This window comes from Duganella sp. AC237 (genome assembly GCF_979254035.1).
The window spans coordinates 6,133,538-6,159,208 of record NZ_CEEDEW010000003.1 but is presented as its reverse complement, the minus strand read 5'-3'; the positions used below and the strand labels follow the sequence as shown (position 1 = coordinate 6,159,208).

Annotated in this window: 17 protein-coding genes, 2 tRNA genes, 3 rRNA genes and 1 riboswitch; of the genes, 9 read left to right on the top strand and 13 right to left on the bottom strand. The window is 61.4% G+C overall.

The genetic code is table 11. The annotated features are described in order from the left end of the window. The 6 genes from cobU to AC0IYS_RS27265 all read right to left on the bottom strand — a co-directional run bounded on the left by cobU (position 1) and on the right by AC0IYS_RS27265 (position 6,276). Positions 1 to 549, bottom strand: a complete 549-nt coding sequence (cobU, locus tag AC0IYS_RS27290; protein ID WP_471708110.1) for a bifunctional adenosylcobinamide kinase/adenosylcobinamide-phosphate guanylyltransferase — start codon at positions 547 to 549, stop codon at positions 1 to 3. Then, positions 546 to 1,844 carry a cobyrinate a,c-diamide synthase gene (locus AC0IYS_RS27285; RefSeq protein ID WP_471708109.1) on the bottom strand — a complete coding sequence of 433 codons (1,299 nt, stop codon included), beginning with the start codon at positions 1,842 to 1,844 and terminating at the stop codon, positions 546 to 548. The genes cobU and AC0IYS_RS27285 overlap by 4 nt, the downstream gene beginning before the upstream one ends. Then, positions 1,844 to 2,491, bottom strand: a complete 648-nt coding sequence (cobO, locus tag AC0IYS_RS27280; RefSeq protein WP_471708107.1) for a cob(I)yrinic acid a,c-diamide adenosyltransferase — start codon at positions 2,489 to 2,491, stop codon at positions 1,844 to 1,846. The genes AC0IYS_RS27285 and cobO overlap by 1 nt, the downstream gene beginning before the upstream one ends. Then, entirely contained in the window at positions 2,488 to 3,261 is a 774-nt protein-coding gene (locus tag AC0IYS_RS27275; RefSeq protein WP_471708106.1) for an ABC transporter ATP-binding protein, read from the bottom strand. The genes cobO and AC0IYS_RS27275 overlap by 4 nt, the downstream gene beginning before the upstream one ends. Before the next feature lies 1 nt (position 3,262). Further along, positions 3,263 to 4,285 carry a FecCD family ABC transporter permease gene (locus AC0IYS_RS27270; RefSeq protein WP_471708105.1) on the bottom strand — a complete coding sequence of 341 codons (1,023 nt, stop codon included), beginning with the start codon at positions 4,283 to 4,285 and terminating at the stop codon, positions 3,263 to 3,265. A gap of 101 nt (positions 4,286 to 4,386) precedes the next feature. Beyond that, on the bottom strand, positions 4,387 to 6,276 hold the full coding sequence (locus AC0IYS_RS27265) for a TonB-dependent receptor domain-containing protein (protein ID WP_471708104.1): 1,890 nt from the start codon (positions 6,274 to 6,276) through the stop codon (positions 4,387 to 4,389). A gap of 97 nt (positions 6,277 to 6,373) precedes the next feature. Next, a riboswitch (cobalamin riboswitch) is annotated at positions 6,374 to 6,592 on the bottom strand. A gap of 121 nt (positions 6,593 to 6,713) precedes the next feature. Here AC0IYS_RS27265 and AC0IYS_RS27260 point away from each other — a divergent pair. After that, positions 6,714 to 7,478 (top strand): DUF6445 family protein, encoded by a 765-nt coding sequence (locus tag AC0IYS_RS27260; protein WP_471708103.1) that lies wholly within the window; start codon positions 6,714 to 6,716, stop codon positions 7,476 to 7,478. Between the two features lie 18 nt (positions 7,479 to 7,496). Here AC0IYS_RS27260 and AC0IYS_RS27255 read toward each other — a convergent pair whose 3' ends face one another. The 3 genes from AC0IYS_RS27255 to cobT are packed head-to-tail and all read right to left on the bottom strand — an operon-like array spanning position 7,497 to position 9,880. Continuing rightward, the gene (locus tag AC0IYS_RS27255; RefSeq protein WP_471708102.1) at positions 7,497 to 8,039 is read right to left on the bottom strand and encodes a histidine phosphatase family protein; all 543 of its coding nucleotides are present in this window, start codon (positions 8,037 to 8,039) and stop codon (positions 7,497 to 7,499) included. A gap of 3 nt (positions 8,040 to 8,042) precedes the next feature. Next, a complete protein-coding gene (locus tag AC0IYS_RS27250) occupies positions 8,043 to 8,831 on the bottom strand; it encodes an adenosylcobinamide-GDP ribazoletransferase (RefSeq protein WP_471708100.1) in 789 nt (262 codons plus the stop codon). 11 nt (positions 8,832 to 8,842) lie between these two features. Next, the gene (gene cobT / locus AC0IYS_RS27245; protein ID WP_471708099.1) at positions 8,843 to 9,880 is read right to left on the bottom strand and encodes a nicotinate-nucleotide--dimethylbenzimidazole phosphoribosyltransferase; all 1,038 of its coding nucleotides are present in this window, start codon (positions 9,878 to 9,880) and stop codon (positions 8,843 to 8,845) included. On the opposite strand from cobT, the gene AC0IYS_RS27240 reads away from it, so the two are divergent. From AC0IYS_RS27240 to rrf, 6 genes are all read left to right on the top strand, one after another. Continuing rightward, a complete protein-coding gene (locus AC0IYS_RS27240; RefSeq protein WP_471708098.1) occupies positions 9,879 to 10,124 on the top strand; it encodes a hypothetical protein in 246 nt (81 codons plus the stop codon). The two genes, cobT and AC0IYS_RS27240, sit on opposite strands and share 2 nt — an antisense overlap. Positions 10,125 to 10,315: 191 nt before the next feature. After that, positions 10,316 to 11,844, top strand: a 16S ribosomal RNA gene (locus AC0IYS_RS27235). Between the two features lie 80 nt (positions 11,845 to 11,924). Beyond that, positions 11,925 to 12,001 (top strand) — tRNA-Ile (locus AC0IYS_RS27230). A 24-nt stretch (positions 12,002 to 12,025) separates the two neighbouring features. Beyond that, positions 12,026 to 12,101 (top strand) — tRNA-Ala (locus tag AC0IYS_RS27225). Positions 12,102 to 12,332: 231 nt separating this feature from the next. Next, a 23S ribosomal RNA gene (locus tag AC0IYS_RS27220) occupies positions 12,333 to 15,205 on the top strand. A gap of 132 nt (positions 15,206 to 15,337) precedes the next feature. Next, a 5S ribosomal RNA gene (gene rrf, locus AC0IYS_RS27215) occupies positions 15,338 to 15,450 on the top strand. Together the 16S, 23S and 5S rRNA genes with 2 tRNA genes alongside form the textbook arrangement of a ribosomal RNA operon. Positions 15,451 to 15,620: 170 nt before the next feature. On the opposite strand, the gene AC0IYS_RS27210 is transcribed toward rrf, so the two are convergent. Beyond that, a complete protein-coding gene (locus AC0IYS_RS27210) occupies positions 15,621 to 16,724 on the bottom strand; it encodes an alpha/beta fold hydrolase (protein ID WP_471708097.1) in 1,104 nt (367 codons plus the stop codon). A gap of 152 nt (positions 16,725 to 16,876) precedes the next feature. Here AC0IYS_RS27210 and AC0IYS_RS27205 point away from each other — a divergent pair, with 152 nt between their 5' ends. Further along, positions 16,877 to 20,788, top strand: coding sequence for a two-component regulator propeller domain-containing protein (locus AC0IYS_RS27205; protein WP_471708096.1), 3,912 nt, complete (start codon positions 16,877 to 16,879; stop codon positions 20,786 to 20,788). Positions 20,789 to 20,814: 26 nt separating this feature from the next. On the opposite strand, the gene AC0IYS_RS27200 is transcribed toward AC0IYS_RS27205, so the two are convergent. From AC0IYS_RS27200 to AC0IYS_RS27190, 3 genes are all read right to left on the bottom strand, one after another. Continuing rightward, entirely contained in the window at positions 20,815 to 21,156 is a 342-nt protein-coding gene (locus AC0IYS_RS27200) for a DUF1840 domain-containing protein (protein ID WP_090323773.1), read from the bottom strand. A 175-nt stretch (positions 21,157 to 21,331) separates the two neighbouring features. Then, positions 21,332 to 21,838 (bottom strand): hypothetical protein, encoded by a 507-nt coding sequence (locus AC0IYS_RS27195; protein WP_471708095.1) that lies wholly within the window; start codon positions 21,836 to 21,838, stop codon positions 21,332 to 21,334. Further along, positions 21,835 to 23,583: a M1 family metallopeptidase gene (locus tag AC0IYS_RS27190; protein WP_471708094.1), complete on the bottom strand. Its 1,749-nt coding sequence runs from the start codon at positions 23,581 to 23,583 to the stop codon at positions 21,835 to 21,837. The genes AC0IYS_RS27195 and AC0IYS_RS27190 overlap by 4 nt, the downstream gene beginning before the upstream one ends. Positions 23,584 to 23,966: 383 nt before the next feature. On the opposite strand from AC0IYS_RS27190, the gene AC0IYS_RS27185 reads away from it, so the two are divergent. After that, positions 23,967 to 25,598: a methyl-accepting chemotaxis protein gene (locus AC0IYS_RS27185; protein ID WP_471708093.1), complete on the top strand. Its 1,632-nt coding sequence runs from the start codon at positions 23,967 to 23,969 to the stop codon at positions 25,596 to 25,598. Positions 25,599 to 25,671 lie beyond the last annotated feature (73 nt).

The window sequence follows — 25,671 nt, the reverse complement described above, 5'->3', positions numbered from 1 at the left end:
CTATCCTTTTAATACCAGCGGCAGGCCGGCGGCGACGAACACCGCGCGGTCGCAGATCGCCGCCACCGATTGATTCAACCGTCCCTGCTCGTCGAGGAAGCAGCGCGAGATGGCGCCGGACGGCATGATGCCCAGGCCTACTTCGTTCGACACCAGCACCACGTCGCTGGTGCATTTGAGCAGCGCGCTGGCCAGCATGTCCTGCTGCTCGTGGAACAGCGCCGGCAGCGTGATCTCGCCGACTTCCGGATACTCTTCGCCACTGCTGAACAGCAGGTTGCTGAGCCAAAGCGTCAGGCAATCGACCATGATCAGGCGGTCCGGGGACGACCAGCGCAGCAACTGGTTACCGAGGGCCAGCGGCTCCTCGACGGTGGTCCATTCGCCGGGGCGGGTGGCGCGGTGGTGCGCGATGCGGGCCGCCATTTCTGCGTCGCCGGCGGTGGCGGTGGCGATGTAGACGACTTCCTTGCCTGATTCTACGGCCAGGCGCTCGGCGTAAGCGCTTTTGCCGGAGCGTGCGCCGCCCAGAACGAGTGTACGTGTCATACCGGACTCCTTGAAAACAGGGCGGCGACAGCCGCCGGATTGGATGGGAAGTAAGCGTGAAAATAAGAAGCGGTGAGCGATCCTGCGCGATACCAGGCTTCACCTTGTATTGCGGAGGGATGTTTAATAGTATGCGCCGCCGGCTCCACTGTTGTCGCCAATTTGGAGTAATGGAACGTGTGGCCACGCAAAATTCCGTGCTCCGTGGGGAGCGCCTGCGGCCCGAGGCCGGCCAGGCGTGGCTGCATTGCCACAGTGCCGGTCAGTAGGCCGGCCATCGGCCAGATCGCGCCGGATTGGTCGGCCAGCGTATCGGCCAGCGCCATCATGCCGCCGCATTCCGCGACGATGGGGATGCCCGCCGCGTGGATGGCGCGTATCGACGATTTCCACGCGTCCGCGCGCGACAAGGCCTCGGCGTGCAGTTCAGGGTAGCCGCCGGGAAGATAGACCGCGTCGGCGCCGTCGGGCACCTTTTCGTCCGCCAGCGGCGAGAAAAATGTCAGTGTCGCGCCGAGGGCCGTCAGGGTATCCAGGTTGGCCGGGTAGAGGAACATGAACGCGGGATCGCGCGCGATGGCGACGGTTTTCCCGGCCAGTGCGGGCATCGGCCCGGGATCTATCGCCACGGGAGTCGTTATGTCGATGTTGCGCAGCCGGTCCCACGCCGCTTCGTCGAACGCCAGCTGGTCGGCCAGCGTATCGAGCAATCCGTCGATGTCGCTCACTTCCCCCGGCAGCACCAGGCCGAGATGGCGTTCCGGCAGCGATCTTGTCTGGCGCGGCATGGTGCCGAACAGCGGAATATCGCGCAGCGACGCCGCCACCATCTTGGCGTGGTTTTCGCTGGCGACGCGGTTGGCGATCACGCCCGCCATGTCGACCGGGCCGTAGTCACGCAGGCCATGCACCAGCGCGCCGGCGGTTTGCGCCATCGAGGAGGCGTCGATCACCGCCATCACAGGCACGCCGAACTCGCGCGCCAGGTCGGCCGACGACGGCGTGCCGTCGTAAAGGCCCATGACGCCTTCGATCAGGATCACGTCCGCTTCGGCGGCCGCCTGCGCCAACTGGGCGCGGCACTGTTCCGCGCCGACCATCCACAGATCCAGCGTGCGCACCGGCGCGCCGCTGGCGCGCTCCAGCAGCATCGGGTCGATGAAATCAGGGCCGCACTTGAACACGCGCACGCGTTTGCCCAAGCGAACCAGTTTGCGCGCCAGCGCCGCCGTCACGGTGGTCTTGCCCTGGCCCGAGGCCACGGCGGCGATCAATAACGCCTTGACAGTGGCCATTACCACTCGGTCCCCAGTTGCGCGCCGATGCCGGCCTTGAAGGCGTGCTTGACGACTTCCATTTCGGTGACGGTGTCGGCGATGGCGATCAGCTCCGGCGGTGCGCCACGCCCGGTGATGACGACGTGCTGCATCGGCGGACGCGCCAGCAGATCGTTGATCACCGTTTCAACGTCCAGGTAGCGGTATTTCAGCGCGATATTCAGCTCGTCGAATACCACCAGGCCGATAGCGGGATCGGCCAGGAATTTCTTGGCCTGCTCCCACGCCAGCAGCGCTTTTTCGGTGTCGCGCTCGCGGTTTTGCGTCTCCCAAGTGTAGCCTTCACCCATCGTGTGGAAGCTCACCTCGTCCGGGAAGCGGCGCAGGAACGCTTCCTCGCCGGTCTGCATCGCGCCTTTGATGAACTGCACAACGCCGACCTTCATGCCGTGGCCCAGCGCGCGGATTACCATGCCGAAGCCGCTCGAGCTCTTGCCCTTGCCGTTGCCGGTGTTGACGATGATGATGCCGATCTGCTTGTCGGCGGCGGCGATCTGCGCGTCGATGATGGCCTTCTTGCGCTCCATGCGCACGCGATGGCGCTCGTTGAGCGCCGCTGTTTCTGCGATGACGGCTGCGGTGTCTTCTTTATTCTGGTCGGTCATTCTTGGTCCTCGGTGGGAATGAAGATGCTGCGTTTTCCGTGCTGGATAATGTCGATCGGGTGGCCCAGGTACTCGCTCAGGAGATCGGCCCGCATCACGTCGGCGGTGGCGCCGGCCAGCCAGCGGCCGTCGCCCATCAGCAGCAACGCGTGGGTGGAGACGCCGTGCGCCAGGGTCAGGTCGTGGCCGATCATGACGGCGGTTTTTCCTTGTTCGCGGCACAGCTGCGACAGCAGCTTCATGACGCCGACCTGGTGGCCCAGATCGAGGGCGTTGGCCGGTTCGTCGAGCAGCAACAGCGGCGTGTCCTGCGCCAGCATGGCGGCGATGGCCACGCGTTGCCGTTCGCCGCCGGACAGCGTGCGCACGTCGCGCGCGGCCAGTCCGGCCACCTCCATCGCCTCCAGCGACTTCATGGCGATGGCCTGGTCCTCGCCGCCTTCCCAATAGCGGTTGTCGTGGTAGGGGTGGCGCGCCGACAGCACGGTTTCGATCACGGTATAGGCGAAGGCGTCGCTGCGGCTCTGCGCCAGGAAGGCGCGCTGGCGCGCCAGTTCGGCCAGCGGCCAGTCCTTCAACGCGCGGCCGCCGATGGCCACGTGGCCGCCGTCCGGCGGGCGCAGGCCGGCCAGTGTGCGCAGCAGGGTGCTTTTGCCGGCGCCGTTGCGGCCGATGACGCTCCAGCATTCGCCGTCCTTGACAAGCCAGTCCAGGTCCGCGATCAGCTGGCGCTGGCCGATTTTCAGGGAGAGGTGATGGGTGCTGAGCATATTATTGACGCAGCCGATGCAGCTGATACAGGAACACCGGCGCGCCGATCAAGGCCGTGACCACGCCCACCGGCAGCTGTTGCGGCGCGATGATGGTGCGCGCCAGCGTGTCGGCCAGCAGCAGGTAGCTGCCGCCGGCCAGCGCCGCCGCCGGGATCAGCAGGCGGTGGTCGGGACCGACGGCGAAGCGGCAGGCGTGCGGCACGATCAGGCCGACGAAGCCGATGCTGCCGGCGCTGGTCACGGCGCTGGCGGTCAGCAGGCCGGAGGTGAAGAAGAGGCCCTTGCGCAATGCGCCGACCCGGATGCCCAGGGTGGCGGCGGCTTCCGCGTGCAGCGCCATCACGTTCATGGCGCGCGCGTTACGCAGCGCGAAGATCAGCGCCCCGGCCAGCACCACCCACGGCATCCAGCGCAGCGGCGCGCCGGACAGGTCGCCGATCATCCAGAACACCATCGTGCGCAGGCGGCTCTCCGGCGCGATCGACAGCATCAAGGTGACCAGCGCCATGCAGGCCGACGACAGGATCACGCCGGTCAGCAGCAGCAGGGCGGTGCCGCCTTCGGCCGCCGCGCCGCCGCGCAGGTCGCGCCGGGCCAGCATGTAGAGCATCATCGACACCACCACCGCGCCGGCGAAGGCCGCCGCGTCGACCATCCACGCGGCGCACATGAACATCAGCGCGGCCAGCGCGCCAACCGAGGCGCCGGAGGATATGCCGAGGACATAAGGGTCGGCCAGCGGGTTGCGCAACAGCGCCTGCATCATGACGCCGGCCAGCGACAGCGCCGCGCCGGTGACGAAGGCGGTGATGGCGCGGCCCAGGCGCAGGTCGAGCAGGGTGGCCGACAAGGTGGTGGTCTGGCCGTGCAGCAGATCGTTGACCGCTGCGGGAATATCGGAAAGGGGAATCGCGACCGAACCGGTCATGCCCGAGAAAACCAGGCTGGCAAACGCGAACAGGGCCAGGCCGGTCAAGGTGACGGCGGCGCGCTGCTGCAGATTGCGTGAGAAAGAATGCATGCACTACTTTCAGAGAGTGGGAAGCACTGGCAGATTACAGTATTACAAGCTTAAGCAAGACTTAGCGATAACGCCGTAATCCGTCCCACGTGTTTTCGTGTCTATTTATAGCCGTAGCGGATACCCGCAAACACCTTCGAACCCGGCGTGTTGTAGTACCGCGCCAGGTCGTACTGCTTGTCGCCGATGTTGTTCCAGCGGACCAGCGCCGACCAGTCGCGCGAGAAGGCGTAGGTCGCGTACAGGTTCACCAGCCCGTAGCCGCCCAGGCGGTTGCTGTTGGCCGCGTCGTCATAGCGGTCTCCCGATACTTCCAGCTCCACGCCGGCCTTCAGCGCGCCGATGGCATAGTCGGCGGTCAGGTTGCCGTGTTTTTTCGAGCGGCGCTGCAGGCGCTTGCCGGTCGTCTCATCCTTCGGGTCCTGCAGATCGAGGTTGGCGGCGAGGTTGATCCCGGCCAGCCTGGTGGCGGCCGACAGCGTGATGCCCTCCAGCGTGGCGCGATTGACGTTGTAAGCGCAGCCGCTTGGATAGCCGGCGCGGCCGAACGGGCATGGGTTGATGTTGACGAGCATGTCCGTCAGGCGGTTGCGGTAGTAGCCGGCGCTCAGCGTGTTGACGCCATCGTCGTAACGCAGGCCGATTTCGGCGTTACGGCCTTCTTCCGGTTTGTTGGCGGGATTGCCGTACTCCGGGAAGTACAACTCATTGTAGGTCGGCGCGCGGAAGCTGCTGCCGTAGCTGGCGGTGGCGCGCAATGCCTGTGTGATGTTGTAGCCGTAGCCCAGCGAGCCGGTATTCTGCGAGCCGTAGACCGTGTTGTCGCGGCGGACGCTCGCGCTCAGAAGATTGGCGCCGCGACGGGCGTTGTACGAGGCGGCGAACGAATTGGTGTCGCGCTGGCGGTTCAGCACACCGTTGGAGCCGTTACTCTGTACCTTCTCTTCGCGGTGCTCGTACAGCAGTTGCAGCAGGTCGGCGCCGACACGCACATCGTTTTGCCAGGTGATGAAGCTTTGCTTGGTCTTGATGCGCGCATAGCCGGCGGCGGTGGCGTTGGTGTAGTTTTCGCCTTTGTCCTTGGTCTCCGAGTATTGCAGCAGGCTGTCCCAGACCGGCAGCAGTTGCGCCTTGGCGTAGACGCTGGCGGTGTCGATGACGTTCTTGCTGCGCACGTCGTAGGTGCCGGCACGCAGGGCGTCGTACTGCGAATCGAGTTTGCTATGCAGGAAAAGCGCACCGGCCTCGTAGCCCTTGGCCAGTTGCAGGCTGAATTGACCGGAGACGTTTTCCTTGTCGTAGCCGTCGTCGTCCGGATTGTACGAGGTCAGGCCGGGACGGGAGGTCGAGAAGCCGTCGGACTTTTCCTTGCCGGCGCTGACCGCGTAGCCGAAGCTGTGTTCACCGCCGGTGGCGCCCGATACCGTCACATCGGCTTCGCGCGTGTTGTCGCTGCCATAGCCGGCGAAGGCCGTCACCGCTGGCGCGCCCTTGCCTTTTTTGGTGAAGATCTGGATCACGCCGCCGATCGCGTCGGCGCCGTACAGGGAGCTCAGTGCGCCGTAGACGATCTCGATATGGTCGATCGCGGTCAGCGGAATGGCGCTCCAGTTGGCGGCGCCGGTGGTGGACGAGCCGATACGCACGCCGTCGACCAGCACGATGCTTTGATTGCTGTTGGCGCCACGGATGTAGACGTTGGACGAGCTGCCCGCGCCGCCGTTGCGCGTCACTTCGATGCCGCGCTGGCGTTTGAGCAGGTCGACCACCGAGCCGGCGCCGGCTTCGGCGATTTGTTCGGCCTTGATGGTGACGGTGTCGCTGATGATGTCGGCCAGCGGTTGCGGCGTGCGGGTGGCGGTCACCACGACGGTGTCGGCGGGCGCCTCGTCGGCATGGGCGACGTTGTGCGAGAAGGCGGCGGCCATTGCCAGTGCCAGCGAGGTCAGTGCCGCCGGGCGGGGGGCCAGGCGGGAGAGCGGAAAGGACATGATTTATTTTTCTGTTAGGAGCAACCGGCCTACTTCCCCGTGGGCCAGATTGAACAGAAGCGGAGAGCCGAGAGATGCGCGCGCGCATTCGGTTCGCCCACTTCCACCTGCTTTGGCCGGTATCCGGGCTGGCAAGTTAGACCATCTCACCTTCCCATGCGGAGCACAGTGGTTGTCAGAGCTGGTTTGTCGCGCGCCGCGCGACACTTGCTTACCGTTGCGGGGGCAGCACACGTGGGCCGCCGGGCGGCTTCGTGTTTCCCGTTTAACTGCGCATCCGGACGGACGCGCGGGCACCAAAGCCGGTCATTATACGGCTTTGCGGGGGGCTCCCCTAGTGAAAAATAGTTCACAGTTGGTGGGAGACGACAGGCTTTTTTCGATATGATGGCTGCCGCCAAACAAACCAAGCCCTTTTCATTGTCGCAGGAGCGCGCATGTTCGACCTACGTTCTTCCCAGCCTCCGTCTACGCCCGCGCGCGCGGTGCGGCCGATGGTCAATCCCCGCCCGTTGGTGAGCGTGGTGCCGATTTTCGACGGCCACCAGTGCGTCGTCGTCGATAATTTTTTGGCGGAACCGGAGATCATGGTGGAGTACGCCGCGCTGGAGCACCGGCATTTCGTCGACTCGGCCGGTAACTATTATCCGGGACCGGAGCTGCCGCTAACGGGTCGCATCGTCGCCAGCATGCAGGAAGCGTTCTTGCTGCATGCGCGCACGCCGCTCAAGGCGCGCCGTGTGCTCAGCATACACAGCCGCCTGTCGCTGGTGACGCGTCGTCCGGAGCAGCTGTTGCCGGGCCAGCGCATTCCGCACCGCGACTCCTACGGCCTGGGGCCTATGGAAGGCGTCGGCGCGATGGTGCTGTATCTGTTCAAGGACGAGCGGCTCGGCGGCACCAGCTTTTTCAAGCCCAAGCTTCCGATCGAGGAAATCGACGCCTGGTTGCTTGACTTGAAGCGCATGGACCAGGCGGGGGAGGCGCCGGCCGGCGTCTCCGCGCCGACCTACGCCATCGCCTCCGACGACCATTTCGAGAAAGTGCTGACGGTCGAGCCCAAGTTCAATCGGGCGATTTTCTACAATGGTGGGCTGTTCCACTCCGGGTTTATCACGCGACCGGAGTTGATGGTCGACGATCCGACGGTCGGAAGGCTGACCGTCAACGCCTTTCTCAAACTGCGGATGGCTGCGACTTGAAGGTGACGGCGACGGGCGTCACGCCAGGACAAGTTGGGCGCCGTAGGCGATATGGTGCGGCGTCCGGGCGGCTTGCAGGGCCATCTCCGGCGGCGGCAGGCCGGCGTGGCAGGCGGACAGCAAACGCATGGCGCCCGCGTGGCAGATGACGATGGCCTCGCCGTTGTCGCCCAGCTGGCGCTGGAGGTCGGCGTGGAAAGCTGCGATGCGCGCGGCCATGTGCAATACGCTCTCGCCGCCGCCCGGTTGGTAGTTGACCAGATCCGCAGCCCAGGCGTCGACGTCGGCGCGCGGAATGTCGTCCCAGGCGCGCATCTCCCAGCCGCCGAAGTGCATTTCTACCAGGCGGGCGTCGAAAATCGGCGTGGCCGACAGGCCGGCGGCCAGTCCGGCGCAGCGGCGCAATGGACTGGAATATAGCGGCAAACCGGCCGGCAGTCGCGGCGCCAGCTCGGCGAGGGTGCGCGCCAGTTCCGCCGGCGCGACGTCCAGATCGGTGCTGCCATAGCAGACGCCCGCCGCGAGCAGCGGTTGGGGATGACGAATGAGTATCAGCCGCACGGCTCAGAAAACCTCAAATGGCGCGCTGGTATGCAGCCCGGCGAGCACGCACAGATAGAAGACCACCTCGGTCACTTGCTGTACCGCGCCGAGGCAGTCCCCCGTGTATCCGCCGATGCGGCGAACGAACTTCCGCGCCAGCCAGAAGGTCGCCACCAATGCGAAGGCGCAGCCGCTGATCAGCATTGTCCACGACAGCCAGCCCAGATATATAAGTATCAGCGCAGGCAGCAAAGCCGTGATGGCCGCGATGGCGAATTCCATGGTGCGCATTTTTTGGGCCAGCGGCTTGGCCTTGCCCTCGGCGCGCGCGTAGTCCAGCCGCCAGATCAGCGAGACCGCCATCAGTCGCGACATCGGGTGCGCCACCAGCAGGGCCGCCAATACCCCGAACGGTGGTATTCGGGTCAAGATCGCGCACTTCAGCAGCAGCAGGCAGAAGATCCCGATCGCGCCGTAGGCGCCGATGCGCGAATCCTTCATGATTTCCAGCACGCGTTCCGGCGTCATGCCGCCGCCGAAACCGTCGCACATATCGGCAAAGCCGTCTTCATGGAAGGCGCCGGTGGCGTAAATGCCGGCGGCGGCCGACAGGATGACGGCGATCACTGGAGGGAAGAACTTGAAGGCGACCGCGTAGACCGCTCCGGCGATCAGCGCGACGACCACGCCGACCAGCGGAAAATAGCGCGACGCCTGATTGAGCCAGGCGGGATCGAAGCCCACCCAGCGCGGGATCGGCAGGCGCGTGAAGAACTGCAGCGCGGTGAAGAACAGTCGGAGCTGGTGCACTGGCGCTGCCCTTACTCAGACTTCTCGCTGACCTGGGCCGATTCGAAGGTGGCCATCTGGTTCAGGAAGTTGACCGCCGCGTGCAGCAGCGGCAGCGCCAGCGCGCAGCCGGTGCCTTCGCCCAGCCGCAAGCCGAGATTGAGCAGTGGTTTGGCGTCCAGCGCGGCGAGCATTTGTTGGTGGCCGTTTTCGTCGGAGCAGTGCGCGAAGACGCAGTAATCGAGAATGGCCGGCTGCAGGCGGGCGGCGACCAGCAGCGCGCTGGTGACGATGAAGCCGTCGATCAGCAGCACCTTGCGCAGTTCGGCCGCCTTCAGCATGGCGCCCGCCATCATGGCGATTTCCAATCCGCCGAAGGTGGCCAGCACGTCGAGCGGTTCTTTGATGTTTTCGTGCTTGGCGACCGCCGCTTCAATCACGTGCTGCTTGTGCAGGATGCCGTCGGCGGAGAGGCCGGTGCCGGCGCCCACGCAATTGGCGACCGGGATGTCCGTCAGCTTATGCATCAGCGCTGCGGCGGCGGTGGTGTTGCCGATGCCCATTTCGCCGAAGCCGACGACATTGCCGTCCAACTCGGCGGCCAGCACCATGCCGGCGGCCAGCGCCGCCTCGCAGGTGGCGTGGGTCATCGCCGGTTCCTGCGCGAAGTTGTGGGTGCCGTGGGCCAGCTTGCGGTCGGTCAGGCCGTCGCGCGGGCCGAAGTCGTGATTGACGCCGGCGTCGATGACGCGCAATTCGCAGTTGTTTTGCGCCGCGAAGACGTTGATGGCCGCGCCGCGCGCCAGGAAGTTCTCCACCATTTGCCAGGTAACGTCCTGCGGATAGGCGGAGATGCCTTCGGCGACGACGCCGTGATCAGCCGCGAAGACCAGGATGGCCGGCTGCGCCAGCGCGACTTCGCGGCTGTTCTGTATCAGGCCAATTTGCCTTGCCAGCGATTCCAGCACTCCCAGACTGCCGAGCGGTTTGGTCTTGTTGTTGATGGCCTTGTCGAGCAAGGCGCCTAGCGCATCGTTATGAGTAGGGGAGATAGTTGGAAGAATGAACATGGCCTGCCTGGCAATCGATGAATTTGTTATTTTACCCTTGTCAGCAGCGGCGGCCCTTGCTATAGTTCGCCCCCTCGCAGAACGACGCATCTCATTAGCAACTGAGTGCCAAGTGATGCGAAGAAGAGAAGAAAAAGAAGTGCTTGACGAAATATTCGAAACGCCTCATAATCTTGCCTCTTCGCTGATGAACACAACGCTTCTTCAGCAAGCAGTACCAAGCAGTACCAAACAAGTTCTTTAAAAATTAACAGTCGATAAGTGTGGACGTTTGATGAAAGTGCACGCGGAGCTTCGGTTCCGCGATACTTAAAATATCAAATGTTCACAAGAAGTAATGAAATAGGCGCTACGAAAGTAGTGGCCTGTCAGTATTTTGAGTGAGCGACCTCTTAGTAATAAGAGTGCCGGTAAACGGCAAAAGTAACAGAGATTAAACTGAAGAGTTTGATCCTGGCTCAGATTGAACGCTGGCGGCATGCCTTACACATGCAAGTCGAACGGCAGCGCGGGGCAACCTGGCGGCGAGTGGCGAACGGGTGAGTAATATATCGGAACGTACCCTGGAGTGGGGGATAACGTAGCGAAAGTTACGCTAATACCGCATACGATCTAAGGATGAAAGTGGGGGATCGCAAGACCTCATGCTCCTGGAGCGGCCGATATCTGATTAGCTAGTTGGTAGGGTAAAAGCCTACCAAGGCATCGATCAGTAGCTGGTCTGAGAGGACGACCAGCCACACTGGAACTGAGACACGGTCCAGACTCCTACGGGAGGCAGCAGTGGGGAATTTTGGACAATGGGCGCAAGCCTGATCCAGCAATGCCGCGTGAGTGAAGAAGGCCTTCGGGTTGTAAAGCTCTTTTGTCAGGGAAGAAACGGACCTTTCTAATACAGGGGTCTAATGACGGTACCTGAAGAATAAGCACCGGCTAACTACGTGCCAGCAGCCGCGGTAATACGTAGGGTGCAAGCGTTAATCGGAATTACTGGGCGTAAAGCGTGCGCAGGCGGTTTTGTAAGTCTGTTGTGAAATCCCCGGGCTCAACCTGGGAATGGCAATGGAGACTGCAAGGCTAGAGTTTGGCAGAGGGGGGTAGAATTCCACGTGTAGCAGTGAAATGCGTAGATATGTGGAGGAACACCGATGGCGAAGGCAGCCCCCTGGGTCAAAACTGACGCTCATGCACGAAAGCGTGGGGAGCAAACAGGATTAGATACCCTGGTAGTCCACGCCCTAAACGATGTCTACTAGTTGTCGGGTCTTAATTGACTTGGTAACGCAGCTAACGCGTGAAGTAGACCGCCTGGGGAGTACGGTCGCAAGATTAAAACTCAAAGGAATTGACGGGGACCCGCACAAGCGGTGGATGATGTGGATTAATTCGATGCAACGCGAAAAACCTTACCTACCCTTGACATGGATGGAATCCCGGAGAGATTTGGGAGTGCTCGAAAGAGAACCATCACACAGGTGCTGCATGGCTGTCGTCAGCTCGTGTCGTGAGATGTTGGGTTAAGTCCCGCAACGAGCGCAACCCTTGTCATTAGTTGCTACGAAAGGGCACTCTAATGAGACTGCCGGTGACAAACCGGAGGAAGGTGGGGATGACGTCAAGTCCTCATGGCCCTTATGGGTAGGGCTTCACACGTCATACAATGGTACATACAGAGCGCCGCCAACCCGCGAGGGGGAGCTAATCGCAGAAAGTGTATCGTAGTCCGGATTGTAGTCTGCAACTCGACTGCATGAAGTTGGAATCGCTAGTAATCGCGGATCAGCATGTCGCGGTGAATACGTTCCCGGGTCTTGTACACACCGCCCGTCACACCATGGGAGCGGGTTTTACCAGAAGTAGGTAGCTTAACCGCAAGGAGGGCGCTTACCACGGTAGGATTCGTGACTGGGGTGAAGTCGTAACAAGGTAGCCGTATCGGAAGGTGCGGCTGGATCACCTCCTTTCTAGAGTCGCACGAACCCGTTAAACGGTTCACTCATCAAGCGTTCACACTTATCGACTGTCAATATAAAGAACAGCATTTGGGGCTGTAGCTCAGCTGGTTAGAGCACCGTGTTGATAACGCGGGGGTCGTTGGTTCGAGTCCAACCAGCCCTACCAGTTTTACCCTAGTAGTAAATCTCAGGGGGATTAGCTCAGCTGGGAGAGCACCTGCTTTGCAAGCAGGGGGTCGTCGGTTCGATCCCGTCATCCTCCACCAAAAAGTTCAAATGCAAGCAACGCGCATCGCGCATGTTTATGTTTGATCTTTTAGAGATCAAGTGCTGTACGTTCTTTAACAATCTGGAAGAAGTAAGTAAATTTTTATTGATCGTTTTACGGTAAAACGTAAGACGATGGGTAATGATTGTATGTATCAACAAACGCAACAACGTAGTACTTCTTATTCCTATAAACGCTCCTTGTTTAGTCGCAGGGGCTAACGTTATAGGGACAAGTGAATAAGTGCACATGGTGGATGCCTTGGCGATTACAGGCGATGAAGGACGTAGTAGCTTGCGATAAGCTGCGGGGAGCTAGCAAACAAGCTTTGATCCGCAGATTTCCGAATGGGGAAACCCGGCCTTTTAGGTCATTGCATACTGAATACATAGGTATGCAAAGCGAACGCGGCGAACTGAAACATCTAAGTAGCTGCAGGAAAATAAATCAACCGAGATTCCCAAAGTAGTGGCGAGCGAAATGGGAAGAGCCTGCACGTTTTAGCACGACGCATAACAGAATCCTCTGGAAATAGGAGCCATAGCGGGTGATAGCCCCGTATGTGAAATGCGATGTGTGGAACTAAGCGTGCGACAAGTAGGGCGGGACACGAGAAATCCTGTCTGAATATGGGGGGACCATCCTCCAAGGCTAAATACTCGTAATCGACCGATAGTGAACCAGTACCGTGAGGGAAAGGCGAAAAGAACCCCGGGAGGGGAGTGAAATAGATCCTGAAACCGTGTGCATACAAACAGTAGGAGCGGACTTGTTCCGTGACTGCGTACCTTTTGTATAATGGGTCAGCGACTTACATTCAGTGGCAAGGTTAACCGTCTCGGGAAGCCGTAGAGAAATCGAGTCCGAACAGGGCGATAGTCGCTGGGTGTAGACCCGAAACCAAGTGATCTACTCATGGCCAGGATGAAGGTGCGGTAACACGCACTGGAGGTCCGAACCCACTAATGTTGAAAAATTAGGGGATGAGCTGTGGGTAGGGGTGAAAGGCTAAACAAACTTGGAAATAGCTGGTTCTCTCCGAAAACTATTTAGGTAGTGCCTCAAGTATCACCATCGGGGGTAGAGCACTGTTATGGCTAGGGGGTCATCGCGACTTACCAAACCATTGCAAACTCCGAATACCGATGAGTGCGAGCTTGGGAGACAGACGTCGGGTGCTAACGTCCGGCGTCAAGAGGGAAACAACCCAGACCGCCAGCTAAGGTCCCAAAGATTGGCTAAGTGGAAAACGAAGTGGGAAGGCTAAAACAGTCAGGATGTTGGCTTAGAAGCAGCCATCATTTAAAGAAAGCGTAATAGCTCACTGATCGAGTCGTCCTGCGCGGAAGATGTAACGGGGCTAAGCCAGTCACCGAAGCTGCGGATATGCGTAAGCATATGGTAGGAGAGCGTTCTGTAAGCCTGCGAAGGTGTCTTGTAAAGGATGCTGGAGGTATCAGAAGTGCGAATGCTGACATGAGTAGCGATAATGGGGGTGAAAAGCCCCCACGCCGTAAGCCCAAGGTTTCCTGTTCAACGTTCATCGGAGCAGGGTGAGTCGGCCCCTAAGGCGAGGCAGAGATGCGTAGCTGATGGGAAGCAGGTTAATATTCCTGCACCGTCGTATGATGCGATGGGGGGACGGATCGCGGAAGGTTGTCCAACTGTTGGAATAGTTGGTTGCTGCTTCATAGAAGGCGCTTAGGCAAATCCGGGCGCGTAATTCAAGGGAGTGGGACGAGAGACTTCGGTCTCGAAGCAATCGGAAGTGGTTCCAAGAAAAGCCTCTAAGCTTCAGTCATACGAGACCGTACCGCAAACCGACACAGGTGGGCGAGATGAGTATTCTAAGGCGCTTGAGAGAACTCGGGAGAAGGAACTCGGCAAATTGGTACCGTAACTTCGGGAAAAGGTACGCCCTTGTAGCTTGGCTGATTTACTTCAGTAGGGCGAACGGGTTGCAATAAACTGGTGGCTGCGACTGTTTAATAAAAACACAGCACTCTGCAAACACGAAAGTGGACGTATAGGGTGTGACGCCTGCCCGGTGCTGGAAGATTAAATGATGGGGTGCAAGCTCTTGATTGAAGTCCCAGTAAACGGCGGCCGTAACTATAACGGTCCTAAGGTAGCGAAATTCCTTGTCGGGTAAGTTCCGACCTGCACGAATGGCGTAACGATGGCCACACTGTCTCCTCCCGAGACTCAGCGAAGTTGAAGTGTTTGTGATGATGCAATCTACCCGCGGCTAGACGGAAAGACCCCATGAACCTTTACTGTAGCTTTGCATTGGACTTTGAATCAATCTGTGTAGGATAGGTGGGAGGCTTTGAAGCGGGGACGCCAGTTCTCGTGGAGCCAACCTTGAAATACCACCCTGGTTCATTTGAGGTTCTAACCTTGGCCCGTTATCCGGGTCGGGGACAGTGCATGGTAGGCAGTTTGACTGGGGCGGTCTCCTCCTAAAGTGTAACGGAGGAGTTCGAAGGTACGCTAGGTACGGTCGGACATCGTGCTAATAGTGCAATGGCATAAGCGTGCTTAACTGCGAGACTGACAAGTCGAGCAGGTACGAAAGTAGGACATAGTGATCCGGTGGTTCTGTATGGAAGGGCCATCGCTCAACGGATAAAAGGTACTCTGGGGATAACAGGCTGATTCCTCCCAAGAGTTCATATCGACGGGGGAGTTTGGCACCTCGATGTCGGCTCATCACATCCTGGGGCTGTAGCCGGTCCCAAGGGTATGGCTGTTCGCCATTTAAAGTGGTACGTGAGCTGGGTTTAAAACGTCGTGAGACAGTTTGGTCCCTATCTGCCGTGGGCGTTGGAAATTTGAAGGGGGCTGCTCCTAGTACGAGAGGACCGGAGTGGACAGACCTCTGGTGTACCGGTTGTCACGCCAGTGGCATTGCCGGGTAGCTAAGTCTGGAAGAGATAACCGCTGAAAGCATCTAAGCGGGAAACTTGCCTTAAGATGAGATTTCCCAGAGCCTTGAGCTCTTTGAAGGGTCGTTCGAGACCAGGACGTTGATAGGTCAGGTGTGGAAGTGCAGTAATGCATTAAGCTAACTGATACTAATTGCCCGTACGGCTTGTCCCTATAACCTTAGCAGGTTATGGTGAATGAGAAGTGCGTTGAAACGTTCGTTGATACACAACTTCATTACCCCATTTACTTACTTCTCCAGATTCTGAGCAACGTTCACAAGAACGCGGCTCGTACAAGTCAATGCCTGATGACCATAGCAAGTTGGTCCCACCCCTTCCCATCCCGAACAGGACCGTGAAACAACTCTGCGCCGATGATAGTGCTGCAACCAGTGTGAAAGTAGGTTATCGTCAGGCTAGTTATAAGAAGAAGCCCACCAGGTGATCCTGGTGGGCTTTTTTGCGTTTTGAAACCCGCACTGCCACCCGGGGTCGTACCCCGTACGGGGTACGACCCCATACCCCGACGGCATGCGATACGGCGGCGGGGTGTGGGGGTTATGCACGACCGCCACGTAGACCCGTGGTTATTTTGGCTGCGCCACGGCCAGCGGCCGCACCGTCTCCAGCAGGGTGACCAGCGTCTTCCCCGGCTCCTCCCATGGGATCATGTGGGCGGAATGCTCGAACCACACGCCGCGTTTGTACGGCGCCTTGACGCGCTTGAGCCACTTGTCGGTCGGCGCCGATGGCGTGGTGTAGTCATGGCGGCCCATGAACATCACCACCGGAATCGGGAAGCTGCGCACGTTGCCGTAGTCCACGCCGAGGAATTCCGGCAGCAAGCGGCCCAGCGAGAACATATTGCCGGCGTCGATGGCGCGCACGTCGCAGTCGTTATACTCCGGCGATAGCTTGCCCGCGTTATGGAAGTAGTCCGAACTGTCGCGATAGGCGCTCAGGCCGCCATAGTACTGCGCCCAGATCCGTGCCGTGACGATGCGCTCGCGCGTGATCGGCTGGTCGCCCGGATACGGTGCGATCGACGCCAGCTCCTTGATTGCCTTCTCGTTGTTGTGCGCTTTCGATTGCTCAACCGCGTAGTCAAAGCTAATGCGTTCGTTCTCGCGGGTGTTGATCACCTGGCCGATGCCGACGTAAGCGTAGAACAAGTCCGGTCGCTTCAGCGCCGCGCCCATGCCGATCACCGTGCCCCAGCTGTGGCCCATCAGGATCACCTTGTCTTTGTGGTAGCGGGTCTTGATGTACTCGGCGACTTCGATCGCATCGTCGATGTAGCGCGGAATGTGGATGCTGTCATTGAGCGAATCCGGCGCGGTTTCATTGAAAGTCTTGCCGGCGCCGCGCTGGTCGTAATTGACGATGGTGAAGTACTCTTCCAGCGGGCGCTGGAACTGCCAGATCGTGGGGATCAGCGGCGAGGCCGGACCGCCGTGCACGAACAGGATCACGGGATTGTTCTTGTCCTGCCCGCGCACGTTGATCCACTGGTCGATGCCGCCGATGTTGGTCTTATAGGCTTCCTGCACGCCGGACGGCGCGACGATGCGGCCCAAGTCCCTGATCACGTCCCGCGCCTTGGCATATTCCTGCTGGCTCTTGCACTCCTGCGCACCCGCGCCGGCACCCAGCGACGCCAACAGCACACACCCCGCCAGAACTTTTTTCATCGATTCACCCCTGAAATGAATAAAAATGTAATTCTAGCCGGATGGTTCTTGAGTGTGGCAAGCGTTGCGGATCTCCCGGCCAGCTACCGTCATCCCTTGTCGTCGCTGCGTGTTTCTGCATTACAATATCGTTAATATCGGAGTGCAACCTTATGTCAGTTTTCACGATGCGTACGGCGCGGTTTTGCGGCCTGCTTCTGCTGGCGTTCTGTTCGCTCGTCCATGCCGCTCCGCTCAGCCTGCGCTTTGAACATTTGGGTGTCGAGCAAGGCTTAACGCAGGAGTCCGTCACGCGTGTGATCCAGGACCGCCAGGGCTTCATCTGGATCGGCACGCAGGCCGGCCTCAACCGCTTCGACGGCTACCGCGTCAACGTTTTCAAGAACGACCCCGCCAACCCCCACAGTCTCCTCGACAACTATGTCCAGGCGCTGTACGAGGACGCGGGCGGCCGGCTGTGGGTCGGCAGTAAAGGCGGGCTGGACCGTTACGATCCGTCGACCGGTGGCTTCGTCCACCAAGCCATCAAGGCCGGCAACGTTGCCGTCACCCACATCATCGGTGACGGCAAGGATGGGCTGTGGCTGACCACCAGCGAGGGCCTGCAGCATCTCGATATCACGAGCGGCCAGGTGCGCACCTGGCGGCACGCGCCGGCCGACCCCGACAGCATCTCCGACGACCGGGTCAACGCGGTGGCGCGCGACAAGTCCGGCAATCTGTGGATAGGCACGGCCAGCGGGCTGGAAATGCTGCCGCCGGGCGCCGCAAAATTCCTTCATCTGACGCCTCTGGACGGCACCACGCGGTCCAACAACATCACTTCGCTGTCGGTCGCACCGGACGGGGTGGTGTGGGTCGGCGCCATGTCCGGCCTGCAGGCATGGCGGGTCGATGGCGCCAAGCCGACCCGCCTGCCGCAGGCGTTGTCCCAGTCCTTAGGCACCCAGCGCGTCAACGTCCTGATGCATGACAGCGACGGCACTTTGTGGGTCGGTACCCAGGAGGACGGCCTGAAACGGCGCGATCCCGCCAGCGGCGAGTTCCACAGCTACCGTTGGGATAGCCTGAACCGCCACGGCATCGGCGACAACCAGATCACCGCCCTGTATCAGGACCGCACCGGCACGCTGTGGGTGGGCAACTGGTACGCTGGCCTGGACTGGGTCGATCTCGACAGCGGCGGCTTCGAGCGCTACACCGGATCGTCCGGCGTGCTGCCCGGCGTGACCAACAGCAAGGTGCGGGCGATCGACGGCGCCGGCGACAAACAGCTCTGGCTCGGTTCGGGCGAAGGCTTGACCAGGCTGGACGTGACCAAGCGCACGGTCGAGTCCTGGCACCGCGACGAGCGCGATCCCGGCAGCTTGCCCGGCGACATGGTGATCGCGCTGGCCACCGATCTCAAGGGCCGGTTGTGGGTCGGCACTTCCACCGGGCTGGCCCGGCGCGATCCGGCCACCGGCCGCTACACGCGAGTGCCGTTGGGCGCCGATCCGAATTCGCTGTCGATCCAGCGCCTGCTGGTCGACCGGGCCGGCGTCATCTGGGCCGGCACGCGCGGCGGGCTGCACCGCATCGATCCCGACACCGGCGCCGTCACCACCCATCGCGCCGATCTGAACAATCCGGACAGCGTCGACGGCCGCGTCTACGCGTTGCTGGAGGACCGCCAAGGCATCCTGTGGATCGGCACGGAAAACGGGTTGAACCGTTTCGACCGCGCCACCGGCAAGTTCCGCCACTACCGCCACGATCCGAACCGGCCGGACAGCCTGAGCCACAAAAGGGTGCCGTTCATCTTCGAGGACAAAAAGGGCGTGCTGTGGGTCGGCACCGCCGCCGGCTTGTGCAAGGCCTTGCCGCAGCCGGACGGCGACCTGCGCTTCCGCTACTATCCCGGACAGAACGGCGGCGCCGTCGATCCGATCGGCGCCATTCTGGAAGACGACAACGGCAAGCTGTGGATCAGCAGCACCGCCGGCATCGCGATGTTCAATCCCGAGAGCGGATTCTTCAAGCACTACACGGCCAAGGACGGCTTGATCGACGGCTCGTACTTCATCGGCGCGGCCCACAAGGCGCCGGACGGCACGCTGTACTTCGGCGGCCTGGCGGGCATGACGGCGTTCAAGCCGTCGGCTATCCATGACAACAGGCGTCCGCCGCAGATCGCCATCACCGATTTCTTCATCTTCAACGAGTCGATCCTGAGCGACGTGCGGCGTCCCGACGTGCTGCCGAAGGGCCCGCTGCGCGATGCCAAGACGCTGACCTTGAGCCATCGCGACGTCATGTTCTCGATCGAATTCGCGGCCTTGCATTTCGCCGATCCGCAGCGCAACCGCTACGCCTACCAGCTCGAAGGTTTCGATCCGCAGTGGGTGACGACGGACGCCGGCAAGCGCTTCGCCACCTATACCAACCTGGACCCGGGCCGCTATGTGTTTCGCGTTCGGGCCGCCAACAAGGACGGCGTCTGGAGTCCGGAACCGGCGGTGCTGGAGTTGATCGTCACGCCGCCGGTGTGGAAGATGTGGTGGTTCCGCCTGCTCATGATCGGCCTGGCGCTGGGCGCGGCGTATTTGCTGTTCCGCATCCGCATCCGCATGTTGATGCGGCAAAAGCAGGCGCTCGAAGAGGAGGTCGGCAGCCGCACGCGCGAGCTGGTGCTGCAGAAGGAATCGGTCGAACGCCAGAAGCAGGAGGCCGAGCTGCAAAAGGACAGCGTGGAGCTGGCGCACCGCAATATCTCGCTGCTGTCCGACATCGGCCGCCGCATCACGGCCAACCTCGACAGCGAGGCCATCATGACCATGCTGTACCAGCAGGTGCACGCGCTGATGGACGCGAGCGTGTTCGGCATCGGCATTTACCGGCCCGAGCAGGAGTTGATCGAGTATCCGTTCGCGATGGAGAAGGGCAAGCGCTACACGCCGTACACGCGCAGCATGCGCGAGCCGAACCAGCTGGCGGTGTGGTGCATCAACCATGCGGAAGAGGTGTTCATCAACGACCTGGAGAAGGAATACGGGCGCTACATCGACAGCGTGGCGCTGGTGTCCGGCGCCGATGACATGGGCACGCTCGAAGACGGCTCGTTGCCGACCGAGCCGCGCTCGCTGATCTATGTGCCGATTTCCGTCAACGGCCAGGTGCGCGGCATTATCACCGTCCACAGCTACCGCGCGCATGCCTATCACCGCATCGACGCCGACATGCTGACCACCTTGGCGTCATATGTGGCGGTGGCGTTCGCGAACGCCGATTCCTACCGGCAGTTGCAAGACACGCAGCAGCAGCTGGTCGAGCGCGAGAAGCTTGCCGCGCTGGGCTCGCTGGTGGCTGGCGTCGCGCACGAGCTCAACACGCCGATCGGCAACAGCCTGGTGATCGCCAGCACGCTCGAGGACAAGACCACCGAGATCGAGCTGCGCCAGAACAACAACGTGCTGCGGCGCTCGGACCTGGCGCAATTCATCGACGCCGCGCGCGAGGCGTCGACCTTGCTGATGCGCAGCCTGCGCAACGCCGCCGAGCTCGTCAACAGTTTCAAGCAGGTGGCGGTCGACCAGGCCAGCGCCAAGCGGCGCCATTTCGACCTGCACCAGGCCAGCCAGGAAATCGTCACGACGATGAAGAACCAGATCCGCAAGGCGGGCCACCAGGTCGATCTGGAGATGCCGGACGATATCGAGATGGACAGCTTCCCGGGCCCCTACGGCCAGGTGATCATCAACCTGATCAACAACGCCTTGCTGCACGCGTTCGACGGGCGCAGCGGTGGCGTGATCCGGCTGTGGGCGGTGCGGCTGGGACCGGACCGGGTGCGGATAGTGTTCCAGGATGACGGCGCGGGGATCGCCATCGAGCATCAGGCGCGCATCTTCGACCCGTTTTTCACGACCAAGCTGGGACAGGGCGGCAACGGGCTGGGATTGAGCATCACGTACAACATCGTGACGTCGCTGCTCGATGGCAGCATCCGGGTCGACAGCGTGGTCGGGGTGGGGACGCGGTTCACGATGGATCTGCCGCTCAAGGCCAGCCTGGCGGGGGATTGACGAACCGGGTTCCCACTTTTATCGCGTTACACGCCCCAGATAATGCTCTCGTTTTCCTGCTTGGCCGAGCGCAGCATCTCCAGCAGCGGATAGGCGCGGGCGTGGAAGCCCACGCGCTGCATGACGGCATGCTCCACCGTCTCGTTCTCTTCCTTCTCGTGCGCGTGGATGTCGTGCTCGACATCGTTTTCAGGGTGGAGTTTGCTTTCGGCCACTTCATGCTCGAGCACCGACAGCGCCTGTTCCGCCTCGGCGGCGGTGATCACGCCGCGCGTGGGATTTTTATGCAGCAGGTCGAGGATGCGTTGAGCGTGTTCCTGATACATCAGGACTTCAGGGCTGGATTTGGATTTGAAGGCAATTAACATGATGCGCTTTCTTAGTATTATTGATCGAGAGGTCCGACGGTGCGCCGAATGACAAAGCAGCGGCGTGCCGTTGCTGTTCACATTAGGTCGTCAGGGAAACTTTACAAGAGACGAGCCTATCTGTATGGACGTTAGCGCACGTCAATTAAGCATCTTCTAAGCCAGGCGCCTGTTTTCAGTTCAATTTGAAGGAGCTGAACCAGGTTTCCACGGTGTCGCGCACGATATTTTTCTCCCGCCCCATGACAATGACCTGGTAAATGCGCGTGTCCTTGGCGATAAAACGCCCGATCAGCAGCATGGGCTCCCCATTTTGGCTGCCTTTAGCCTCGACATCGAGCATGGTCCGGCCGGCCGCCGCCGACGGCGCGCTTTTGGTCACCGTGGCGCCGATGTTCTTGACCAGCGCCGTCTTCATGGCCTCGAGGGCTGCCGGGGTGCGCGCCGCGTCCGCCAGTTGCGCGCTGCCGACCGCGAACACTACGCCGTCCACCTCGGTCGCCGTCATCGTCATGTTCACGTCCAGGTCGTCCAGCTTGATGGCGCGGGTCTGGCTGGCGGGCTTGCCGGGGAACATCACGGCGTACGGGGCGTCATTGCTGCGGTAATCGCGCCAGTCGTATTGCGGACTGCAGGCGGACAAGGCGGCCGCCATCAGCAGCGCCAGCGAGATCTTTTTCATGAGGCCTTCTCTTTCTGCTTTTTACGTTCGTCTTCGTCGCGCTTCCATTCGTCGATATGCGCTTCCTGACGCAGCACGCGGGACGCCGGATCGACAGTATAGTGCGCGCCGGCCGCCAAAGTCAGTTCGCCACCGCCGCCGCTCATCGGCAGCCGGACGATGCGCTCGCCCCGGTCGTCGACGATGCGCACTTCCAATGGCATCGGGAACGGGCCGCCATCCTTCACCTTCCACGCCAGCCGCAGCTGGTCGCCGCTGCGCGTTTCGACCAGCTCGGGCAGCGCCGCGTGGTACAGGTAGGCGTCGAAGAACCAGCCCAGGTCGCTGCCGCACATCTCGCTGGCGATGGCGATGAATTCCCTGGTGCTGCTCCAGCGCGGCTGGAAGTTGCCGGGCGTCGGCGTCTCTGTGCCGTAGACCATGCGGCGCGTGGCGCGGAAGAAGGCGTCGTCGCCGATCAGGTTGCGCAGCGTGTGCAGGATCAGCGAGCCCTTGGTGTAGATGTCGTTGCCCGGACCGCCGCGCTTGTCGTCGTAGACGTCTTCGATGCGCTGCGGTTTGCCGCCGACCACCGGCACCTTGTTGCGCAGCGACTTGCGTTGGTTGAACAGCTCGGCCTGGAATTCCATGTCGCCGCGCAGCCATTGCAGGTACAGCGGCTGCATGTAGCTGCCGAAGCCCTCGTGCAGCCACATGTCGTCCCAGTCGGCGTTGGTCATCTGGTTGCCGAACCACTCGTGCGATAGTTCGTGGTGCAACAGCCAGTCGTAGCCGTAAGGCGACTTCAGGTAGCCGTTGCCGTAGGCGTTGATGGTCTGGTGTTCCATGCCAAGGTGCGGCGTTTCGACGACGCCCATTTTCTCGTCGCCGAACGGGTAGGGCCCAATGCGGCGCTCGAAGAAATCGAGCATGGGCGCGAACTCGGCGAACAGGTCTTTGGCCTGCCGCTCGTGCCCTTTCAAATACCACATGCGCAGTGGAATGGTGTTGCCGTAGCGGCTGGCGTAGTCCCCCGACAGCATCTCGTAGGGACCGATGTTGAGCGCGATGCCGTAGGTGCTGGGGTTCTTGGCGCGCCAATGGTAGGTGCGCCAGCCGTCCCTTTCGTCCATGCCGACGGCCACGCCGTTGCCGGCCACCACCAGCGGCGCCGGCACGCTGATGTGCAGGTCGATCAGCTTGGCCTTGCCCATCGGATGGTCGATGCAGGGCCAGAACAGGTCGCAGCCTTCGCCCTCGACGGTGGTGGCGATCCACGGCTGGCCGTCCGTTGTTTTGCTCCAGGTGAAGGCGCCATCCCACGGGGCGCGCCTGGCCACGTGCGGCACGCCGTGGTAGCGGATGCGCACGGTGGTGCTGGCGCCAGCCGGCAGCGGCGTCGGCAAGGTGAGGTACAGACGGCCCTCCGGATTGCTGATCGCCGAGCGCGCCAGTTCCACGCCGTCAACGCTGGCGCCGTCGACCGGCAGGTTGCGATCCAGCTCGACGGCAATGCGGGTCAGCGGCGCCGTTGCCAGCGCGTTGGCGGTAAAGGTTAGCGCGGCGTCGCCACGGATGCTTTGCGTGGCGGGATCGACGCGCAGCGCCAGGTCGGCTTTGTCGAACGTGACGACCAGTTGCTCCGGCGCGCGGGGGCCGCCGGAACCGGCTGTGAAGTCGGTCAACGACATCTGGGTGGTGGCGCAGCCGGCCAGCACGGTGCAGGCGGCGAGCGTGGTCGGGAGGTGCGAGGGCAGGCGTGTCATGCGGGTTCCAGCGTGTGAAATATCGATCAGGAAATATAGCAGCAAGTATCACGAACGGCCATTTCCCGCTGGGTCCGACACCATAATGTGGACTGGCAGCCTCAGCATTGGAGGGTGTCGTCAGAAAAAGTTCGGGATATCTATTTTCTTGTGGCAATTCCTTTGACATTTGCTAAGATGGGTAATTAACTTGTGGTTGCCGGGCCAGCGATGTCCTGGTCGATATACTCTTCCGTCCCCATGCCCCCGGGACAACGCTGTCATTCTCCGCGTCCCTGATTCCTGCCGCTTTTCGCGCAAGCGGACCTGATGCCAACGCCATCCGCATCGCTCGTCGTTTCTTACTTACATCGCTGCGCTTGCAGCTCGAAAACGGAAACATAATGAAAATCGCTAACTTAAAGATCGGAACACGACTAGGCCTTGGATTTGGCGTGGTCGTCGTCTTACTGCTCGCCGTGGCTTTCATCGCCGTCAGCCGCATCAACCTGATTAACGATGCGACCGAACGGATACTGGACAAAAGCTTCGCCAAGCTGATGGTGACCAAACAGATCCAGACCGAAGTGAACCTTCAAGCGCGCTATCTGCGCAATGCCCTCATCGGCGCCGCCGATCCGGCCGAGGTGAGCACTTCCTTGGGAAAACTGGATGCCTCGCTCAAAAATAACGCGGCCAACTTGAAAAAACTGGACGGCATGCTGTTCCTTCCCAAGGGCAGGGCGCTGTTCAAAACCCTGAGCGAGCGCCGGGATGTCTATGCGCAAAGGCGTGACATCAACGTCAAGATGATCAGGGATGGCCAGGCTGAAGCGGCGGGAAAATACCTGCTCAAGGACTTACGTACTGCGCAGAATGAGTTTTTCGAAGCCATGGACGCCATGGCGGCGTTTCAGGAATCGCTGATGCGCGAGGACGGCGAGCAAGCCAAGGCGGCCGGCCAGTTCGCCGTGCGGATGACGCTTGTATTGTCGGCGTGCGCGGCCATCGCCGCCGTCTTGATCGGCTGGTTGATCACGCGTTCGATCACGATTCCAGTGAACCACGCCGTCGCACTGGCGCAAACCGTCGCCGCCGGCGACTTGAGCAGCCGCATCGAGGTGCAAAGCAAGGACGAGATCGGCTCGTTGATGCAGGCGCTCAAGGACATGAACCAGAGCCTGAACGACATCGTCGGCCAGGTGCGCGTCAGCACCGACGAGATCGCGACCGCGACCGGGGAAGTCGCCACCGGCAATATGGACCTGTCGTCGCGCACCGAACAGCAAGCCAGCGCGCTGGAAGAAACCGCCTCGTCGATGGAGGAACTGACCTCCACCGTCAAGCAGAACAGCGACAACGCGCGGCAGGCGAACCAGCTGGCCGTGTCCGCCGTCGAGGTGGCGCGCCAGGGCGGCGCGGTGGTGGGCGAAGTGGTCACGACGATGGGACAGATCAACGAGTCGGCCGCCAAGATCTCGGACATCATCGGCGTCATCGACGGCATCGCCTTCCAGACCAACATCCTGGCGTTGAACGCGGCAGTGGAGGCGGCGCGCGCGGGCGAGCAGGGCCGGGGCTTCGCTGTGGTGGCGTCGGAAGTGCGCAACCTGGCGCAGCGCTCGGCGGGCGCGGCCAAGGAAATCAAAACCCTGATCAACGACTCGGTCGAACGGGTCGACGCGGGCAACAGGCTGGTGGCCAAGGCCGGCACCACGATGACCGAGGTGGTTGCCAGCATCCAGCGCGTGACCGATATCATGGGCGAGATCACCGTCGCCAGCCGCGAACAGGAAGTCGGCATCGAGCAGATCAACCAGGCGGTCACCGAAATGGACACGGTGACGCAGCAGAACGCCGCGTTGGTGGAAGAGGCCGCCGCCGCGACCGGCGCGCTGGAGCAGCAGGCCGCCCATCTGGCGCAGGTGGTCAGCGTGTTCAAGCTGGATACGGGCGGCAGAACGGGCGCGCCGGTGGCGGTCCATTCACCCTCGCCATCGCGACGGGCGGTCCCGCGCCTGGCGCTGGCCGGCTGAGGACCGCGCCGCCTGACGGCGCGGCGCCCCGATCGACGCATTCACGCCTGAACGGCGCGGCATGGCCGCGCCG

Excerpts from the sequence above, each read along its gene's own strand:
- cobU (WP_471708110.1), bottom strand. The coding sequence starts at position 549 with ATGACACGTACACTCGTTCTGGGCGGCGCACGCTCCGGCAAAAGCGCT.
- AC0IYS_RS27205 (WP_471708096.1), top strand. The coding sequence starts at position 16,877 with ATGTCAGTTTTCACGATGCGTACGGCGCGGTTTTGCGGCCTGCTTCTG.
- AC0IYS_RS27185 (WP_471708093.1), top strand. The coding sequence starts at position 23,967 with ATGAAAATCGCTAACTTAAAGATCGGAACACGACTAGGCCTTGGATTT.
- AC0IYS_RS27265 (WP_471708104.1), bottom strand. The coding sequence starts at position 6,276 with ATGTCCTTTCCGCTCTCCCGCCTGGCCCCCCGCCCGGCGGCACTGACC.
- AC0IYS_RS27195 (WP_471708095.1), bottom strand. The coding sequence starts at position 21,838 with ATGAAAAAGATCTCGCTGGCGCTGCTGATGGCGGCCGCCTTGTCCGCC.
- AC0IYS_RS27260 (WP_471708103.1), top strand. The coding sequence starts at position 6,714 with ATGTTCGACCTACGTTCTTCCCAGCCTCCGTCTACGCCCGCGCGCGCG.
- AC0IYS_RS27285 (WP_471708109.1), bottom strand. The coding sequence starts at position 1,844 with ATGGCCACTGTCAAGGCGTTATTGATCGCCGCCGTGGCCTCGGGCCAG.
- cobO (WP_471708107.1), bottom strand. The coding sequence starts at position 2,491 with ATGACCGACCAGAATAAAGAAGACACCGCAGCCGTCATCGCAGAAACA.
- cobT (WP_471708099.1), bottom strand. The coding sequence starts at position 9,880 with ATGTTCATTCTTCCAACTATCTCCCCTACTCATAACGATGCGCTAGGC.
- AC0IYS_RS27275 (WP_471708106.1), bottom strand. The coding sequence starts at position 3,261 with ATGCTCAGCACCCATCACCTCTCCCTGAAAATCGGCCAGCGCCAGCTG.
- AC0IYS_RS27240 (WP_471708098.1), top strand. The coding sequence starts at position 9,879 with ATGGCCTGCCTGGCAATCGATGAATTTGTTATTTTACCCTTGTCAGCA.
- AC0IYS_RS27200 (WP_090323773.1), bottom strand. The coding sequence starts at position 21,156 with ATGTTAATTGCCTTCAAATCCAAATCCAGCCCTGAAGTCCTGATGTAT.
- AC0IYS_RS27270 (WP_471708105.1), bottom strand. The coding sequence starts at position 4,285 with ATGCATTCTTTCTCACGCAATCTGCAGCAGCGCGCCGCCGTCACCTTG.
- AC0IYS_RS27210 (WP_471708097.1), bottom strand. The coding sequence starts at position 16,724 with ATGAAAAAAGTTCTGGCGGGGTGTGTGCTGTTGGCGTCGCTGGGTGCC.
- AC0IYS_RS27190 (WP_471708094.1), bottom strand. The coding sequence starts at position 23,583 with ATGACACGCCTGCCCTCGCACCTCCCGACCACGCTCGCCGCCTGCACC.